Below are 15,433 nucleotides of genomic sequence, written 5' to 3' on the forward strand. Positions count from 1 at the left end.
AATCGGCCGAATGTGCTGGTCGGGCCGAATCACCAATGGCAGGAAGGTGTCGCAATCCTGCCAATTCCTCATAAAAAGAGGAGCCAAAATGCCATTTCGCAATAACGAAGGCGCGGCATTATAAGCTGCATTGCTGGCAAAACAATGGCCTTTTGGATCCTATTTCCAGAGAGGATGCCAGCATCCGCCCCTTGGTAATCCCAACCCAGATCACTAACACCTTGAGTCAAAACCCGTAAGGTTTGACAATGTGTTACTTCGTATTTCCATTTGAGATTCATTCATGATTGCCCCCTTCCGTTTTCTTGCCTGGCTGGTGCTGCCGGCGTTGATGTCGTGCAGTTTCAACCTGCTGGCCGCAACGGCCGAGGGCGCCCCCCAAGCCCTGCATTTACTGGACTACATCGGTGCGGACTATCCCCCGACGGTGGAGGCGGGCAAGGTTATCGATGATTCGGAATACCGCGAGCAGGTGGAGTTTCTCGGGGTCCTGCAAGGCTTGGTGGCTGAACTGCCGGAAAAGCCCGAGCGCGCCGAGTTGATAAAAGGGGTGGATGAACTGCTGGCCGCCGTAACGGCCCATCAGGACGGCGCGGTGGTTGCGCACCAAGCCCGGCAGTTGGGCGCCAAGCTGGCGGTGGCCTATGAAGTCAGCCAGGCACCAGCCATTACGCCCGACCCAACACGTGGTGCGCCGCTGTACGCCCAGAACTGTTCGGTCTGCCACGGCGCCACGGGTGCCGGCGATGGCCCCGCAGGCGTTGGCATGACCCCACCGCCCGCCAACCTTCGGGATGCTGCACGCCTCGACCGCTTGAGCCTCTACGCGATCTACAACACCCTTGGGCTGGGCGTGGAAGGCACCGACATGCCGTCGTTTGCCGATCAGCTGGACGACCGCCAGCGCTGGGACCTGGCCACCTATATTGCGGGCTTCACCGCCGACCCGGCTGCAGCGAAAAGCGAAAAGTCCTTCAACCTCGCCGACCTTGCGCGCCAGACCCCCAACGAAGTGCTGGCCGCCGAAGGCCCGGACGCAGTCGCGACGTTCCGTGCCCAGCGCGCCCAGCCGCCGCAGGTCAAGCGTGGCCCGGCGCAGTTGCTCGATTACACCGCCGCCACCCTCGACAAAAGCCTCGCCGCCTTCCGCAATGGCGAACATGAGCAGGCCTACGACCTGTCGGTAGCGGCGTACCTGGAAGGTTTCGAGCTGGTTGAAAGCTCCCTCGACAACGTCGACGCCAGCGTGCGCAAGGACACCGAAAAAGCCCTGATGGCCTACCGGCAGTCCTTGCAGGACGGGTTGCCGATCGAGCAGGTGCAGCAACGCCTGGACGTGGCCAAAGGCAAGCTCACCGAGTCGGCCGGCCTGTTGGGCAGCGATGGCTTGAGCTGGTCCCTGAGTTACATCTCCGGTTTGCTGATCCTGCTGCGCGAGGGCCTGGAGGCGATCCTGGTGTTGGCGGCGATCCTCGCGTTCCTGCGTAACACCGGCCAGCAATCGGCGGTGCGCAGCGTCAACGTCGGCTGGGGCCTGGCGCTATTGGCCGGCTTGGCCACCTGGGCGTTGGCGGCTTATGTGATTGACGTCAGCGGCGCCCAGCGCGAGTTGCTGGAAGGCTGCACGGCGCTGTTTGCCAGTGTGATGGTGCTGTGGCTCGGGGTCTGGATGCACGACCGCCGCCACGCGGCCGCCTGGCAGGACTACATCAAGAGCAGCCTGGTGGGCGGTGGCGGGCGTTTTGGCTTTGCGATGCTGGCGTTCTTCTCGGTGTACCGCGAACTGTTCGAAGTGATCCTGTTCTACGAAACCCTGTGGTTGCAGGCAGGCCCCGCCGGGCGCAACGCGGTATTGGCCGGTGGTGCCACGGCGCTGGTGCTGTTGGTGGGCCTGGCCTGGGTGATTCTGCGGGGCTCGGCGAAACTGCCGCTGGCGCTGTTCTTCGGCATCAACGCGGCGTTGCTGTGTGCGCTGTCGGTGGTGTTTGCCGGGCATGGCGTCAAGGCGTTGCAGGAAGCCGGGATCTTCGGCACCCGGCCGGTGGCGTTCTTTGACTTCGACTGGCTGGGCATTCACGCCGACGCTTATTCCCTGAGTGCCCAGGCCGTGGCCATCCTGGCAATTGTGGTGCTGTACGGCCGCAGCCGGCTGGCTGAAAAGCGCCGGGTGGTGGCGTAACCATGCGCGTGTGGATCGATGCAGACGCCTGCCCGCGGGCGGCCAAGGACCAGGTGGTGAAGTTCGCCCTCAAACGCCAGTTCGAAGTGGTGCTGGTGGCCGGGCAGAGCCAGATCAAACCGAGCTTCTCGTGTGTGAAGCTGATTGTGGTGCCCAGCGGCCCGGACGCGGCCGATGACTACCTGGTGGAACACGCGGTGCCTGGCGAGCTGGTGATCTGCAGCGATGTGCCGCTGGCCGACCGCTTGGTAAAAAACGGCGTGGCGGCGCTGGACCCGCGAGGCAAGGAGTTCAGCCCGCAGAACATGAGCGAGCGGCTGGCGGTGCGTAACCTCTTCACCGATCTGCGGGAGCAGGGGCAGATGGGCGGTGGCCCGCCACCCCATGGGGACAAGGACAAACAGGCGTTTGCCAACTCACTGGATCGGATCCTGACCCGATTGATGAAGGCTTAATCGTTCTGGTGGGTCAGTTCCAGCACTCGGTCCACCAGCTTGTTGATGCCTGAAGCCACTTCACTGATGCGCTTGCCCAGCATGTAGGCCGGGGTGCTCACCAGCTTGCGCGCCTTGTCTTCGACGATGTCGTCTACCGCGCATTCCTGGTGAGTGGCGCCCATCTTGTCCATGGCGGCTGCGGTGTCGGCATCGTTACCGATGGTGCACGTCACGCCGGGGCCATAGATCTTCGCCGCCAGGGCCGGCGAGATGCAGATCAGGCCGACGGGCTTGCCTGCTTCGGCAAACGCCTCGGCCAGTTCCAGCACCTGCGGGTTGACGCTGCACCCGGCGCCTTCCACGGCAAAGTTCGACAGGTTCTTCGCCGCGCCAAACCCGCCGGGCACGATCAGTGCGTCGAAATCCTCGGCGTTGGCCTCACGAATGTCCTTCACCTCGCCACGGGCAATACGCGCCGACTCCACCAGCACATTGCGCGACTCAGGCATTTCCTCGCCCGTGAGGTGATTGATCACGTGCAGTTGGGCAATGTTCGGCGCAAAACACTGCACCTCGGCGCCGCGCTGGTCCAGGCGCAGCAGGGTGATCACGCTCTCATGAACCTCAGCCCCGTCGTACACGCCACAGCCGGAAAGGATCACTGCAATCTTTTTGCTCATGGGCATTTCTCCTGATTCATGGCGTTAAATGTCTACTCATTTGTCACTCATTGCCAATGGGATATCCAGCCGCTACACCTACTCTAGATGTAACAATAATTGACCGGACTTGCCCATGGACTTCGTCCCTTACGCGGTACCGTTTTTCATTGCCTTGATCGTGGTGGAGCTGCTGGCCGACTACCGGCGCGGCCAACGCAACTACCGGGTGGCCGATGCCATCAACAGCCTCAGCACCGGCGTGTTGTCCACCACCACCGGGCTTTTGACCAAAGGCGTGGGCGTCCTCACCTATGCCTTCGCCCTCAAGCACCTGGCGATCATCGAGCTGTCGGCCCAGAGCGTCTGGACCTGGGTGTTCGCCTTTGTCTTCTACGATTTCTGCTATTACTGGCTGCACCGCATGGGCCATGAGCGCAACATCCTCTGGGCGGCCCACTCGGTGCATCACCAGAGCGAGGACTACAACCTCAGCACCGCCTTGCGCCAGACCAGCACCGGCTTTCTGCTGAGCTGGATTTTCTACTTGCCGCTGGCTGTACTCGGCGTGCCGCTGGTGGTGTTTATCAGCGTGGCATCTCTCAACCTGCTGTATCAATTCTGGGTGCACACGCGCCATGTGCCGAAGCTCGGCTGGTACGAGTGGTTCTTCGTCACGCCGTCCAATCATCGGGCCCACCATGCACAGAACGCTCTCTACATGGATCGCAACTACGGCGGGGTGTTCATTATTTGGGACCGCCTGTTTGGCTCCTTCCAGGAAGAAGACGATAACGAACCGGTGATCTTTGGCGTGACGACACCCTTGGCCAGTTGGAACCCGCTGTGGGCCAACCTGCAGTTTTATGCACAGTTGTGGAGTGATGCACGGCGTACCGAAAGTGGGTGGGACAAGCTGCGGATCTGGTTCATGCGCACCGGCTGGCGCCCGGCGGACGTGGCGGCGAAGTACCCGATGGCCAAGCCGGACTTGAGCCAGTTCCGCAAATTCGAGGTGCCGTTGGATGGGCGCCAACAAATTTACATCGCCCTGCAGTTTGCCGTGTACGTGGGTTTTGGCAGCTATTTGATGAATTTCGGCGAGGGCTTGCCGACCGCCGCCCTGGTATTGGGCTGGAGCGCGATGGCATTGGGGTTGTTCACCCTGGGGGTGGCGCTGGAGAATCGCCCGTGGGCGTTGAAGGCTGAGCTGGTGCGCCTGGCACTGAATGTGCCTTTGGTATGGCTGGCGCCGCTGGTGGGGCTGTGGCCGGCCAGCTCGTTGGGCTGGCTGGGCCTGGTCAGTTACAGCTTGCTCAGCGGCATCGGCCTCTACTGTTGCAGAAACCGGCTTACTCGACTGGCGTCGTAGGCTTTTCGGCTTTTTCAGGTTCGCCGGCCGCCAGGCGAACCTTCTCGGCGGCACAGGCTTCGCGGGTCAGGCGGGCGTTCTTGACGCGCCGGCGGATCCACAAGCCCAGGCCCAGCACCAGCAGTGCGCCCAGTACCCACAGCTCATATTTCTTGACGCTGCCCAGCATGCCTTCCAGTACCGCGCCGAAATGGTAAGCCGCAGCCCCCAGCGCCGCGGCCCACACGGCGGCGCCGATCCCGTTCAGCAACAGGTAGCGGCCCGGCGGGTAGCCCGACAAACCAATGGCCACCGGCATCACCGTGCGCAAACCGTAGACAAAGCGGAAGCTCAGCACCCAGATGTCCGGGTGCTTGCGGATATGCTCCAGGGCCTTGTCGCCCAGCAGTTGCCAGCGCGGCTTGCGCGCCAGCAGTTTGCGGCCGTGCTTGCGCCCCAGGAAGTACCACAGCTGGTCGCCGGCGTAGCTGCCGAAAAAGGCAACGACCACCACCAGGTTGATATCCATGTATCCACGGAACGCCAGGAAGCCTGCGAGAACCAAGATGGTTTCGCCTTCGAAGAAGGTGCCGAGGAACAGCGCAAAGTAGCCGAAGTCATGCAGAAATTGTTGAAGCATGGTCTGGGTGCTGGCGAAATGAACGCGCAGCCTACGCCTTCGTGAACATTCATGAAAGTATCGAGATGTGTCACGAAGTGAACAATTCCTACATAAACGACGAATGCGACTACAGGTCACATGCCGGTTGGCTTACGGTGCATGAGGTAACCACAACTGTAATTCCTTCGTCATAATGGCCGCTTATAACTGTCACGCTCGCCCGTCAACCCGGGCTCAGGAGTCTGCCGTGAGCTTTACCCCCGCCAACCGCCTGTTTCCCGCCACCCGTTTGCGTCGCAACCGTCGCGATGATTTTTCCCGTCGCCTGGTGCGTGAAAACGTCCTGACGGTGAATGATCTGATCCTGCCGGTGTTTGTGCTGGACGGTGAAAATCGTCGGGAAGCGGTGGCGTCGATGCCGGGTGTGGAGCGCTTGACCATTGATTTGCTGCTCGAAGAGGCGGCGAACTGGGTTGAACTGGGGATTCCGGCACTGGCGCTGTTCCCGGTCACGCCGTCTGAACTCAAGTCCCTGGACGCCGCCGAAGCCTGGAACCCGGACGGTATTGCCCAGCGCGCCACCCGTGCCTTGCGTGAGCGTTTTCCGGAACTGGGAGTGATCACCGACGTGGCGCTGGACCCGTTCACCACCCACGGGCAGGATGGCATTCTCGACGACGAAGGCTATGTTCAGAACGACATCACCGTTGATGCGCTGGTCAAGCAGGCCTTGTCCCACGCCGCAGCGGGTGCCCAGGTGGTGGCGCCGTCGGACATGATGGACGGTCGCATCCAGGCGATTCGCGAAGCCCTCGAGCTGGCCGGCCACGTCAACGTGCGCATCATGGCTTACTCGGCCAAGTACGCGAGCGCCTATTACGGGCCGTTCCGCGATGCGGTGGGCTCGGCGCTGAACCTGGGCAAGGCCAACAAGGCCTCGTACCAGATGGACCCGGCCAACAGCCATGAAGCCCTGCACGAAGTGGCGGCGGACCTGGCTGAAGGTGCCGACATGGTCATGGTCAAGCCCGGGATGCCCTACCTCGACATCCTTTATCGGGTCAAAGATGAATTCAAGGTGCCGACCTTTGTCTATCAGGTCAGTGGTGAATACGCCATGCACATGGCCGCGATCCAGAATGGTTGGTTGAGTGAAGGGGTGATCCTTGAATCCCTGACTGCCTTTAAACGCGCGGGTGCTGATGGCATCCTGACTTACTTCGCCGCCCGCGCCGCCCAATTGCTTAGAGAGCAACACTAGCCCTCACAGGAACACTCGATGAATACCGAAGGACTCACAGAAGTTGCCGTAAAAGACGCTCACCCGGTGGTCGAACAAGTCACCGAGACCCCGCCGGAGCTGGAGCCGGCACCGCCTGCCGTGGTGGTCGAAACGCCCGCTGCCGCACCGGCGCCGGTGGTTGCGATTACCAACCTGGATGACAGCAGCCTGTACATCCATCGCGAGCTGTCACAACTGCAATTCAACATCCGCGTGCTGGAACAGGCACTGGATGAGTCCTACCCGTTGCTGGAGCGGCTGAAGTTCCTGCTGATCTTCTCCAGCAACCTGGACGAGTTCTTCGAGATTCGCGTCGCCGGCCTCAAGAAGCAGATCACCTTTGCCCGTGAACAAGCCGGCGCCGACGGCCTGCAACCGCACCAGGCCCTGGCCCGTATCAGCGAGCTGGTGCACGGCCATGTGGACCGCCAATACGCGATCCTCAACGACATCCTGCTGCCGGAACTGGAAAAGCATCAGGTCCGCTTCATCCGGCGCCGTCACTGGACCGCCAAGATCAAGACCTGGGTACGCCGCTACTTCCGCGACGAAATCTCGCCGATCATCACCCCGATCGGCCTCGACCCGACGCACCCGTTCCCGTTGCTGGTGAACAAGAGCCTGAACTTCATCGTCGAGCTGGAAGGTATCGACGCCTTCGGTCGCGATTCCGGCCTTGCGATCATCCCGGCACCGCGCTTGCTGCCACGGATCATCAAGGTACCGGAAGAGGTGGGGGGCGCTGGCGATAACTATGTATTCCTTTCGTCGATGATCCACGCCCATGCCGATGACTTGTTCCAGGGCATGAAGGTCAAGGGCTGCTACCAGTTCCGCCTGACCCGTAACGCCGACCTGGCGCTGGACTCCGAAGACGTCGAAGACTTGGCCCGCGCCCTGCGCGGCGAGCTGTTCTCCCGTCGCTACGGTGATGCGGTACGTCTGGAAGTGGCAGACACCTGCCCGAAACACCTGTCCGACTACCTGCTCAAGCAGTTCAACCTGAGCGAGACCGAGCTGTATCAGGTCAATGGCCCGGTGAACCTGACGCGCCTGTTCAGCATCACCGGCCTGGACAGCCACCCGGAGCTGCAATACACGCCGTTCACCCCGCAGATCCCGAAACTCCTGCAAAACAGCGAGAACATTTTCAGCGTGGTGAGCAAGCAGGACATCCTGCTGCTGCACCCGTTCGAGTCCTTCACGCCGGTGGTCGACCTGCTGCGTCAGGCCGCCAAGGACCCGCATGTATTGGCTGTACGCCAAACCCTGTACCGCTCCGGCGCCAACTCCGAAATTGTCGATGCGCTGGTAGACGCCGCGCGTAACGGCAAGGAAGTGACGGCGGTGATCGAACTGCGGGCGCGGTTCGACGAAGAATCCAACCTGCAACTGGCCAGCCGCCTGCAAGCGGCCGGTGCGGTGGTGATCTATGGCGTGGTCGGCTTCAAGACCCACGCCAAGATGATGCTGATCCTGCGCCGTGAAGCCGGCGAGATCGTGCGTTACGCCCACTTGGGCACCGGCAACTACCACGCCGGCAACGCCAAGCTCTACACCGACTACAGCCTGCTGACCTCCGATGACGCTTTGTGTGAAGACGTCGGCAAGCTGTTCAGCCAGTTGATCGGCATGGGCAAAACCTTGCGCATGAAGAAGCTGCTGCACGCGCCGTTCACCCTGAAGAAGGGCATGCTCGACATGATTGCCCGCGAGACCCAGTTCGCCCTCGAAGGCAAGCCGGCGCACATCATCGCCAAGTTCAACTCGCTGACCGATCCGAAGATCATCCGTGCGTTGTACAAGGCCAGCCAGTCGGGCGTTCGTATCGACCTGGTGGTGCGTGGCATGTGCTGCCTGCGTCCGGGCATCGCAGGGGTCTCCCATAACATCCACGTGCGTTCGATCATCGGGCGCTTCCTGGAGCACACACGGGTGTTCTACTTCCTCAATGGCGGCGAGGAGCAGATGTTCCTCTCCAGTGCCGACTGGATGGAGCGCAACCTCGACAAGCGTGTGGAGACTTGCTTCCCGGTGGAAGGCAAGAAACTGATCATGCGGGTGAAGAAGGAGCTGGAGAGTTACCTCACCGACAACACCCACAGCTGGAGCCTGCAGTCGGACGGGCGCTATGTGCGCAATACTCCGACCGGCAACCAGAACCCGCGCAGCGCCCAGGCGACGTTGCTGGAGAAGCTGGGCAGCCCGATTCTGACGGTGAACTAAAAGCCGACGCGGTCAAAAATGTGGGAGCGGGCTTGCTCGCGAAGGCGGTGGATCAGTCGATGAATCTGTTGACTGACACTCCGCCTTCGCGAGCAAGCCCGCTCCCACATTTGTTTTGTGGCGTTAGATTGTTCCCACGCTCTGCGTGGGAATACATCCTGTGACGCTCCGCGTCACTCACCCCTATCAGCGCACATTCAGCGTGAACCCAACCCGCGTCAGCCACTCGGCTTCCTGGGCGAAATCCGCCTGGGTCAGCTGGTTTTCATCCAGCCAGTTTTTCGGGAATACCACGTCCAGGCTGTCGGCATTGGCCCGCAGCACCACTTGTGGCATTTCCTGGGTACCACGGATGTGGTGGAACAGGATCGCAAAACGCAGCAGCGCGCACAGGCGAATCAGCTTGATGCCTTCGTCACCGAACTCGGCAAACTTGTCCTTCGGAATGTTGCGCCGGTGGCCGCGTACCAGCAGGGCGAGCATCTGTTGGTCTTCCCGGGAGAAACCCGCCAGGTCCGAGTGTTCGATCAAGTAGGCGCCGTGCTTGTGATAATGGTAGTGGGCGATGTCCAGCCCCACTTCATGGACCTTGGCCGCCCAGCCCAGCAGTTCACGCCAGACGCCGTCTTCCAGGTCCCAATCCGCGGCGACCTGATCGAAAGCATGCAGCGCCTTGCGTTCAACCCGAGCGGCTTGCTCCAGGTCGACGTGGTAACGCTCCATCAGCGAGCTGAGGGTGCGTTCACGCACGTCTTCGTGGTGATGGCGGCCCAGCAGGTCGTACAGCACGCCTTCACGCAGGGCACCGTCGCAGTGGTCCATGCGTTGCAGTTCGAGGGCATCGAAAATCGCTTCGAGGATTGCCAGGCCCGCCGGGAAAATCGTGCGGCGGTCAGGCTTGATGCCATCGAAGTCGATCTTCTCGGCATCCCCCAGCTTGAACAGCTTGCGCTTGAGCCAGGCCAGGCCTTCGGCATTGACCTCGCCAGTGCCGTGGCCGCCGGCCTTGAGGGCCAGGCCGATGGCGCGGATGGTGCCGGACGAGCCGATGGCCTCATCCCACGTCAGGCGGTGCAGGGCGTGCTCGATGCTCATGATCTCCAGCCGCGCCGCCGTATACGCCTGGGCGTAGCGGGCCGGGGTGATCTTGCCGTCCTTGAAATAGCGTTGGGTGTAGCTGACGCAACCCATCTGCAGGCTTTCGCGCAGCAGCGGTTCGAAGCGCTGGCCAATGATGAATTCGGTACTGCCACCGCCGATGTCGGCCACCAGGCGCTTGCCCGGGGTGTCGGCCAGGGTGTGCGACACGCCGAGGTAGATCAGGCGCGCTTCCTCACGGCCGGAGATGACCTCTACGGGGTGGCCGAGAATCTCCTCGGCACGGCGGATGAATTCGCCGCGGTTGCGGGCTTCGCGCAGGGCGTTGGTGCCGACGATCCGCACGGCGCCCGGGGGCATGCCGTTGATCAGTTGGGCAAAGCGCTTCAGGCAATCGAGCCCGCGCTGCATGGATTCTTCATTGAGCTGACGCTCGTCGTCGATCCCGGCAGCCAGTTGCACTTTCTCGCCGAGCCGCTCAAGGATGCGGATTTCGCCGTTCTGGGCCTTGGCCACGACCATGTGAAAGCTGTTGGAGCCCAGGTCGATGGCGGCGATCAGGGACAGATTCTTGGCTTGGGATTGCGGCATGGTTAAGGGATCTCGGTCGATAACCTCGCCATCGTGCCACGATCAACCGCTGACGCCAACGCGTAGTGCCAGAGTAATTTTTCCAGCACCGGCATGGGACCGTTGACTTGCCGTTGTAGGAAATGTTCGCTCGTCTCGTATTACCAAGTTAATAGTTGATGTAATCCATATTTATGCAACCCAGCACTTACTGGGGTAACTGATAGGTCCTACACGTTTTCGTATTCATCCTGAACGATTTTGCACTCACTCGCACGGCGGCGCCGGAAGCTTCAAGGCAATAGCGTTGGTGGTTCATACGAGGATTGCAATTTTTTCCGGCTTTATTGTGGACTCGATATGCCGATACTTCGGTTCGGCATTTGTGCCGTGGCGGTATTTATTTATGGATCAGAACGTCATGTGGCATGAACTTGTCCGCGCGGACGGGGCAATGATCGTTTCTGTCCATCTGTAATTAGCCGTATCTCTCATTGAAAGGTAACTATCTGATGAAGAAAAATATTGCTGTATGGGTGGGCATGTTTCTAGCTGTTGCAGGTCTGAGCGCGCAAGCCGCCGATCTTCGTGTCAAGGGCACCATTGCGCCCAGCAGCTGCAGTTTCACAATCACCAACTCTGTTATTGATTACGGCGCTATCAATCCGAGTACCTTGAGCCCCACCAACTATACCAAGTTGGCCGCCAAGACCACGCCTTACGCAATCAGGTGCGCCAGCAGTGTAAAGACCAAGGTGGGTATCAAGGCCGTGGATAACCGGGCCAGCAGCCGTATCCCGAACCTGATGGTCAGCCAGTTCGGTGCGCCTTACACCGATACCTATAACTACGGTTTGGGCACTACCGCGAGAGCGCAGAAAATAGGCGGTTACGTTGTGCATCTGCGTAATTCTGTCGCTGATGGCCGGGCGGTAAACGTTCTTACCAGTAGCAACAATGGCACCAGTTGGGTGCAGGGCGGGCCGGCTTTGGGGCAAGGCGCGAATATTGCGGCATGGCACATTGGAACCAATACGCCACTCCAACTGAATACACTGGCCGGGAATCTGGAAATTCAGGCAGTTATCAATAGAACTTCTGAGCTTGATATGACGAGTCAAATCGCTCTTGATGGTCAGGCGACTTTGGAACTGCGTTACCTCTAAGAACCATTTGAATTGGGTCGATGCAGGTTAGGGCTGGAAGTTAATTGCCAAAACCTGCGTCGACTGGTTTGTAATCTTGAGGTAATGGGAAGGTTGGTCAATGACTAAGTTGAGATTCAAAGTTCTTGCGCCTTTGTATGTTTGTTTGAGTCTTGTGTTTGCTGCTGATGTATGGGCAGATGGTATGCGTCCTGAAACAACTGTTATTGTGCTGAACGAGTCGGAGGGCGAAGTCAGCATCAACGTAACCAATACCGATAAAGGGCCCGCCTTACTTCATTCGACGATCGAAGATATTCCTGAAGACCTTGAGCCGCTGGTGCTTATAACGCCGCCTGTTGCGCGAGTCGATGCAGGGGAGCAGCAGATGGTCAGGTTCCTGGCAATTGGTAAGGAGCCGCTCAAGACTCAGCGTTTGAAGCGTGTGTCTTTCGAGGGCGTTCCTCAGACGCGACCCGGTTCGGGTGCGACGATCGGTATCAGCCTTCGGCAGAATTTGCCCCTGATCCTGCACCCCAAAGGCTTGCCTCGAAATGAAGCACCCTGGGAGCTACTGACCTGGCAACTGCAGGCCAGCACGCTGATCGTGCGCAACGACAGTCCGTATGTGGTCCGACTGGGCACTGAAGTGAAGGTCAACCCGCAAAACATTCAAGCCAACCTTCCTCGCGCCTACATCTTGCCGGGCGAAGTGTTGAGGGTTGACCTGAAGAAGGCCGTACCGGACGCCACTTCAGTGACCCTCGAGCCGGCCACCATCTATGGATTTACCGTCGACAGCTACGACGCATTACTCCTAGCCAATGCGCCTTGACCGGTCATGAGAAAAGTCAAAAGAGTTCCCGGTGCAGTCAGTAAAAAGCTATCTAAAACCAAGCGTGACGATGAGCGATTCAGGCGTAATGGCCTGGTGTGTGTGGCGATCCTGTCGGGGATGACTGAGCAGGCTTACGCTGCCCAGCCCGGCACCCAGTTGCTGGGGTTCGACCTGGCGACCTTACAGGCTCGCGGTATTGACCCCGGCGTCGCTCGTTATTTCCGTAGCGCTGCGCGTTTCACCGAAGGCGTGCGCGTTGTCGGGCTCACGGTGAATGGTGACCGGGTGGGGCTGGCGGATGTGCGTTTCAATCATGAAGGCGAGTTGTGTTTCACCCGTGGTTTGCTCGACCGAGCGGGCTTGCAGGTGCCTTCCCGGGTACTGAACAAAGACGCAGCGGGTGACCAGGCTTGCCATGACTTCCTCTCTGAGTATCCCAAGACGGTCGCAACGTTACGCCCGGGAAGCGAGGAAGTATTCCTGGTGGTGCCTACCCAGGCATTGCGCGAACTGCAACGCGGGTCTGGCCACTATTCCCGGGGCGGTACCGCAGGGATGCTCAACTATGACCTGCAGGGCAGTAATAGCCATTCGCGAGAGGACACCAGCCGTTATTTCTCCGCTTCGACAGAAGCAGGGTTCAACTTCGGAGACTGGATTGCACGTAGTCGCCAGCTGTACGTCTCCAGCAACGGGCGCTCCACCGCCGAGCATCTGTTTGCCTATGCGCAACGTGATTTAGTGCCGTTGGCTTCTACGTTCCAATTGGGGCAGATATCCGGCATCAGCCCGGTATTTGGCGGTGTGCAACTGTTGGGCGCACAGTTGTTTCCCGACGGGATCGCGAGCAGTTCGAGCGGCGGTGGCGTGGTGGTCGAGGGCGTAGCCGTCAGCCAATCACGGGTTGAAGTGCGTCAATCAGGCGCCCTGATTTACACCACGGTGGTGCCCGAAGGCCCCTTTTCATTGAGCAATTTACCGTTGCTCAATGGCACAAGTGACCTTCAGGTCAGCGTCATCGATACACGAGGGGCACAACGTAGTTTCGTGGTACCGGCGGCGTCTTTTCGCGCGGCGGTACCGGTCAGGGCGGGTTATACGGCTGGGCTGGGCAAGGTGCGTGATGTGGACCGCAGTGGCGCCAAAGAGCCTGTGCTAGGAATGGCCAGCGGAACCTGGGCGTTTGGCAAGAGCAGCGCCTTCAGCTCCGGGGTGCAGGGCACCGACAACTACAATTCGGTGGGCTTTGCGCTGGACACCGGCTTTGGCGAACGTTTTTCCCTGGGGCTGCGTAACAACCTTGCGCGGGACCGTAAAAAAAAGCGCCAGGGCGCGCGCAATAGCATTTCCGTGGGAAGCACGTTGCCTGGCAACGTACAGGTTTCGCTGAGCGCCACTACTCAAACCCCAGGCTATCGTGAGGTGCTCGAAACCCTGCGTACTGCCGCCGGCGACGCTGGGGACGCACGGTTTAAAAATCAGTACACCGCGGGCTTCAGTTGGGCTGCACGGGAGTTTGGCGAGTTTTCGTTGGGCTATTCCCGGGCGGCTCATTTCAATAGCAGGACCACCCAAAACATCTACGGCTCTTGGAGCAAGGACTTCAGGTACGCGAACGTGGGTGTGACGGTGGACTCGCAGGTGGGTACGTCGGGTGCTACCCGGGGCGATAAGGATGGCGTTGGGTTTCGCTTGCAGGTCGCCGTTCCGCTGGGCCGCGAGCGGTCCCTCAGCTCTGTTGCACGACACCAAGGTCGTCGCTCCAGTATTGCTACCACGTATACCGAACGTGTGGATGAGACCCTTAACTATGAGCTTCGTGGCGAGAGAGACTTGAGGGGCGATCATGAGCAGGCTGTGGGCGGTTGGGTTAATACGTTGTCGCGTTATACCCAGGTCGGTGCGGGCATTGACCGGGACGGTTCCAGTACACGCTACAGCGGGCAATTGCAGGGCGCCGTGGTGGCCCATGATCGAGGCGTGACCTTTACGCCGTACCGGGTCGAGGATACGTTCGGCGTTGCCTCGGCCGGGGATATTACGGGGGCTCGTATCAGTACTCCCCAAGGGCCTGTGTGGACTGATCGCTGGGGCATGGCGGTGCTTCCCGGGCTGCCCGCCTATCAAGTCAGTCAGCTTGAAATCGAAGGCAAGTCCCTGCCGCGGCAGGTGGATATCAAGAACGGTACGAAAGTGCTGGAGGCCGGGCGAGGTTCATTCAGCAAGGTCGACTTCGAGGTGGTTAAAGTTCGACGCGTGCTACTGAGGGCCACGGATACGACGGGCGAGCCTCTGCCTCAGGGGGCATCGGTGCTTGGCGCAGGTAATGCGTTCCTGACCAACGTGGTGGCAGACGGCATGATTTTCCTGAGCAATATCGATAGCGCGCAAACCCTCACGGTGTCATCGCCGAGCGGGGCCTCGTGCACACTCCAACTCGACCTGGCGGAGCAATCCTATGATGAACGACCCTATGAAACCGCTTCCGCGACCTGCCGTTAAGGTAGGCGCTGCGGGCGCGCTGTTATCCGGCCTGTTGATGGTGGGGGAGGTCCATGCCGCAGAATGTCGTCTGTCGTTGAGCCGGCCAGAAGTTGATCTTGGCGCGTTACGCCAAGGTGGGCAGGTTGCTGCCCAAGGCGTACTTTTTGGTAAGCGCACGGTGCATTTGAATGTGGTGTGCCCACAAGACACGGTCATCGCCGTGCGTTTTCGAGGCGTGCCCGCTGTGGGCCAAGGCTTCAGGTTTGGCCACCAGGGGTATTTCACCCTGAGCCTCCAGCAGCCAGTGCTGGACGGCAGGCCTGTCGAGTTGGCCCCTTTGCATCATCGGGCCGAGCGGAACAGCCAATTGTTGCCGGACCAGGCCATGGTGGTGCTGGCTGCCGGGCTGCCCGCCGTGGGTCGCGTGTTTTCAGCTCAGGTGCAGGTCGACACTTATCTCTTCAACACGGCCACCGCCGTTCGCGATAAGACCGTGTTGGAGGGCAGCGGGCGTTTTGAGCTGGTGCCTGCTGGTTGACGAC

At 60.2% G+C, this 15,433-nt stretch carries 13 protein-coding genes; 9 read left to right on the plus strand and 4 right to left on the minus strand.

Features of this window, described 5'->3' with window-relative positions; translation table 11 throughout:
* Window positions 1–68 precede the first annotated feature (68 nt).
* The gene (locus BLU46_RS32870) at window positions 69–281 is read right to left on the minus strand and encodes a hypothetical protein (RefSeq protein WP_148666937.1); all 213 of its coding nucleotides are present in this window, start codon (window positions 279–281) and stop codon (window positions 69–71) included.
* 2 nt (window positions 282–283) lie between these two features.
* On the opposite strand from BLU46_RS32870, the gene BLU46_RS17380 reads away from it, so the two are divergent.
* Both BLU46_RS17380 and BLU46_RS17385 read left to right on the plus strand, forming a co-directional pair.
* Complete coding sequence (locus BLU46_RS17380) at window positions 284–2,179, plus strand: cytochrome c/FTR1 family iron permease (protein ID WP_093203808.1); 1,896 nt, start codon at window positions 284–286, stop codon at window positions 2,177–2,179.
* 2 nt (window positions 2,180–2,181) lie between these two features.
* Window positions 2,182–2,634: a YaiI/YqxD family protein gene (locus tag BLU46_RS17385; RefSeq protein WP_017476645.1), complete on the plus strand. Its 453-nt coding sequence runs from the start codon at window positions 2,182–2,184 to the stop codon at window positions 2,632–2,634.
* Here BLU46_RS17385 and elbB read toward each other — a convergent pair.
* Window positions 2,631–3,296 carry an isoprenoid biosynthesis glyoxalase ElbB gene (gene elbB, locus BLU46_RS17390; protein ID WP_017476644.1) on the minus strand — a complete coding sequence of 222 codons (666 nt, stop codon included), beginning with the start codon at window positions 3,294–3,296 and terminating at the stop codon, window positions 2,631–2,633. The genes BLU46_RS17385 and elbB overlap by 4 nt on opposite strands.
* 115 nt (window positions 3,297–3,411) lie before the next feature.
* Between elbB and BLU46_RS17395 the strand changes: the two genes are divergently transcribed.
* Window positions 3,412–4,647 carry a sterol desaturase family protein gene (locus BLU46_RS17395; RefSeq protein ID WP_093203813.1) on the plus strand — a complete coding sequence of 412 codons (1,236 nt, stop codon included), beginning with the start codon at window positions 3,412–3,414 and terminating at the stop codon, window positions 4,645–4,647.
* Here the strand turns inward: BLU46_RS17395 and BLU46_RS17400 are convergent.
* Window positions 4,628–5,266: a DedA family protein gene (locus BLU46_RS17400; RefSeq protein WP_003214015.1), complete on the minus strand. Its 639-nt coding sequence runs from the start codon at window positions 5,264–5,266 to the stop codon at window positions 4,628–4,630. The two genes, BLU46_RS17395 and BLU46_RS17400, sit on opposite strands and share 20 nt — an antisense overlap.
* A 229-nt stretch (window positions 5,267–5,495) precedes the next feature.
* Between BLU46_RS17400 and hemB the strand changes: the two genes are divergently transcribed.
* Both hemB and ppk1 read left to right on the plus strand, forming a co-directional pair.
* The gene (hemB, locus tag BLU46_RS17405) at window positions 5,496–6,509 is read left to right on the plus strand and encodes a porphobilinogen synthase (protein ID WP_063026334.1); all 1,014 of its coding nucleotides are present in this window, start codon (window positions 5,496–5,498) and stop codon (window positions 6,507–6,509) included.
* An 18-nt stretch (window positions 6,510–6,527) separates the two neighbouring features.
* Complete coding sequence (ppk1, locus tag BLU46_RS17410) at window positions 6,528–8,756, plus strand: polyphosphate kinase 1 (protein ID WP_063026336.1); 2,229 nt, start codon at window positions 6,528–6,530, stop codon at window positions 8,754–8,756.
* Between the two features lie 186 nt (window positions 8,757–8,942).
* On the opposite strand, the gene ppx is transcribed toward ppk1, so the two are convergent.
* Window positions 8,943–10,445, minus strand: coding sequence for an exopolyphosphatase (gene ppx, locus BLU46_RS17415; protein WP_063026338.1), 1,503 nt, complete (start codon window positions 10,443–10,445; stop codon window positions 8,943–8,945).
* A 491-nt stretch (window positions 10,446–10,936) separates the two neighbouring features.
* Between ppx and BLU46_RS17420 the strand changes: the two genes are divergently transcribed.
* From BLU46_RS17420 to BLU46_RS17435, 4 genes are all read left to right on the plus strand, one after another.
* On the plus strand, window positions 10,937–11,590 hold the full coding sequence (locus tag BLU46_RS17420; RefSeq protein WP_093203817.1) for a DUF1120 domain-containing protein: 654 nt from the start codon (window positions 10,937–10,939) through the stop codon (window positions 11,588–11,590).
* Window positions 11,591–11,690: 100 nt separating this feature from the next.
* Complete coding sequence (locus BLU46_RS17425; RefSeq protein ID WP_081253072.1) at window positions 11,691–12,404, plus strand: fimbria/pilus chaperone family protein; 714 nt, start codon at window positions 11,691–11,693, stop codon at window positions 12,402–12,404.
* Window positions 12,405–12,410: 6 nt separating this feature from the next.
* Window positions 12,411–14,909, plus strand: coding sequence for a fimbria/pilus outer membrane usher protein (locus BLU46_RS17430; RefSeq protein ID WP_231988822.1), 2,499 nt, complete (start codon window positions 12,411–12,413; stop codon window positions 14,907–14,909).
* A complete protein-coding gene (locus tag BLU46_RS17435; RefSeq protein ID WP_093203826.1) occupies window positions 14,881–15,429 on the plus strand; it encodes a DUF1120 domain-containing protein in 549 nt (182 codons plus the stop codon). Before BLU46_RS17430 ends, BLU46_RS17435 begins: the two co-directional genes overlap by 29 nt.
* Window positions 15,430–15,433: the final 4 nt, after the last annotated feature.

This window comes from Pseudomonas yamanorum (assembly GCF_900105735.1).
In the GTDB taxonomy this organism is placed as follows: domain Bacteria; phylum Pseudomonadota; class Gammaproteobacteria; order Pseudomonadales; family Pseudomonadaceae; genus Aquipseudomonas; species Aquipseudomonas yamanorum.

Excerpts from the sequence above, each read along its gene's own strand:
- BLU46_RS17420 (WP_093203817.1), top strand. The coding sequence starts at position 10,937 with ATGAAGAAAAATATTGCTGTATGGGTGGGCATGTTTCTAGCTGTTGCA.
- BLU46_RS17435 (WP_093203826.1), top strand. The coding sequence starts at position 14,881 with ATGAAACCGCTTCCGCGACCTGCCGTTAAGGTAGGCGCTGCGGGCGCG.
- ppx (WP_063026338.1), bottom strand. The coding sequence starts at position 10,445 with ATGCCGCAATCCCAAGCCAAGAATCTGTCCCTGATCGCCGCCATCGAC.
- ppk1 (WP_063026336.1), top strand. The coding sequence starts at position 6,528 with ATGAATACCGAAGGACTCACAGAAGTTGCCGTAAAAGACGCTCACCCG.
- BLU46_RS17385 (WP_017476645.1), top strand. The coding sequence starts at position 2,182 with ATGCGCGTGTGGATCGATGCAGACGCCTGCCCGCGGGCGGCCAAGGAC.
- BLU46_RS17395 (WP_093203813.1), top strand. The coding sequence starts at position 3,412 with ATGGACTTCGTCCCTTACGCGGTACCGTTTTTCATTGCCTTGATCGTG.
- BLU46_RS17430 (WP_231988822.1), top strand. The coding sequence starts at position 12,411 with ATGAGAAAAGTCAAAAGAGTTCCCGGTGCAGTCAGTAAAAAGCTATCT.
- elbB (WP_017476644.1), bottom strand. The coding sequence starts at position 3,296 with ATGAGCAAAAAGATTGCAGTGATCCTTTCCGGCTGTGGCGTGTACGAC.
- BLU46_RS32870 (WP_148666937.1), bottom strand. The coding sequence starts at position 281 with ATGAATCTCAAATGGAAATACGAAGTAACACATTGTCAAACCTTACGG.
- BLU46_RS17425 (WP_081253072.1), top strand. The coding sequence starts at position 11,691 with ATGACTAAGTTGAGATTCAAAGTTCTTGCGCCTTTGTATGTTTGTTTG.
- BLU46_RS17380 (WP_093203808.1), top strand. The coding sequence starts at position 284 with ATGATTGCCCCCTTCCGTTTTCTTGCCTGGCTGGTGCTGCCGGCGTTG.
- BLU46_RS17400 (WP_003214015.1), bottom strand. The coding sequence starts at position 5,266 with ATGCTTCAACAATTTCTGCATGACTTCGGCTACTTTGCGCTGTTCCTC.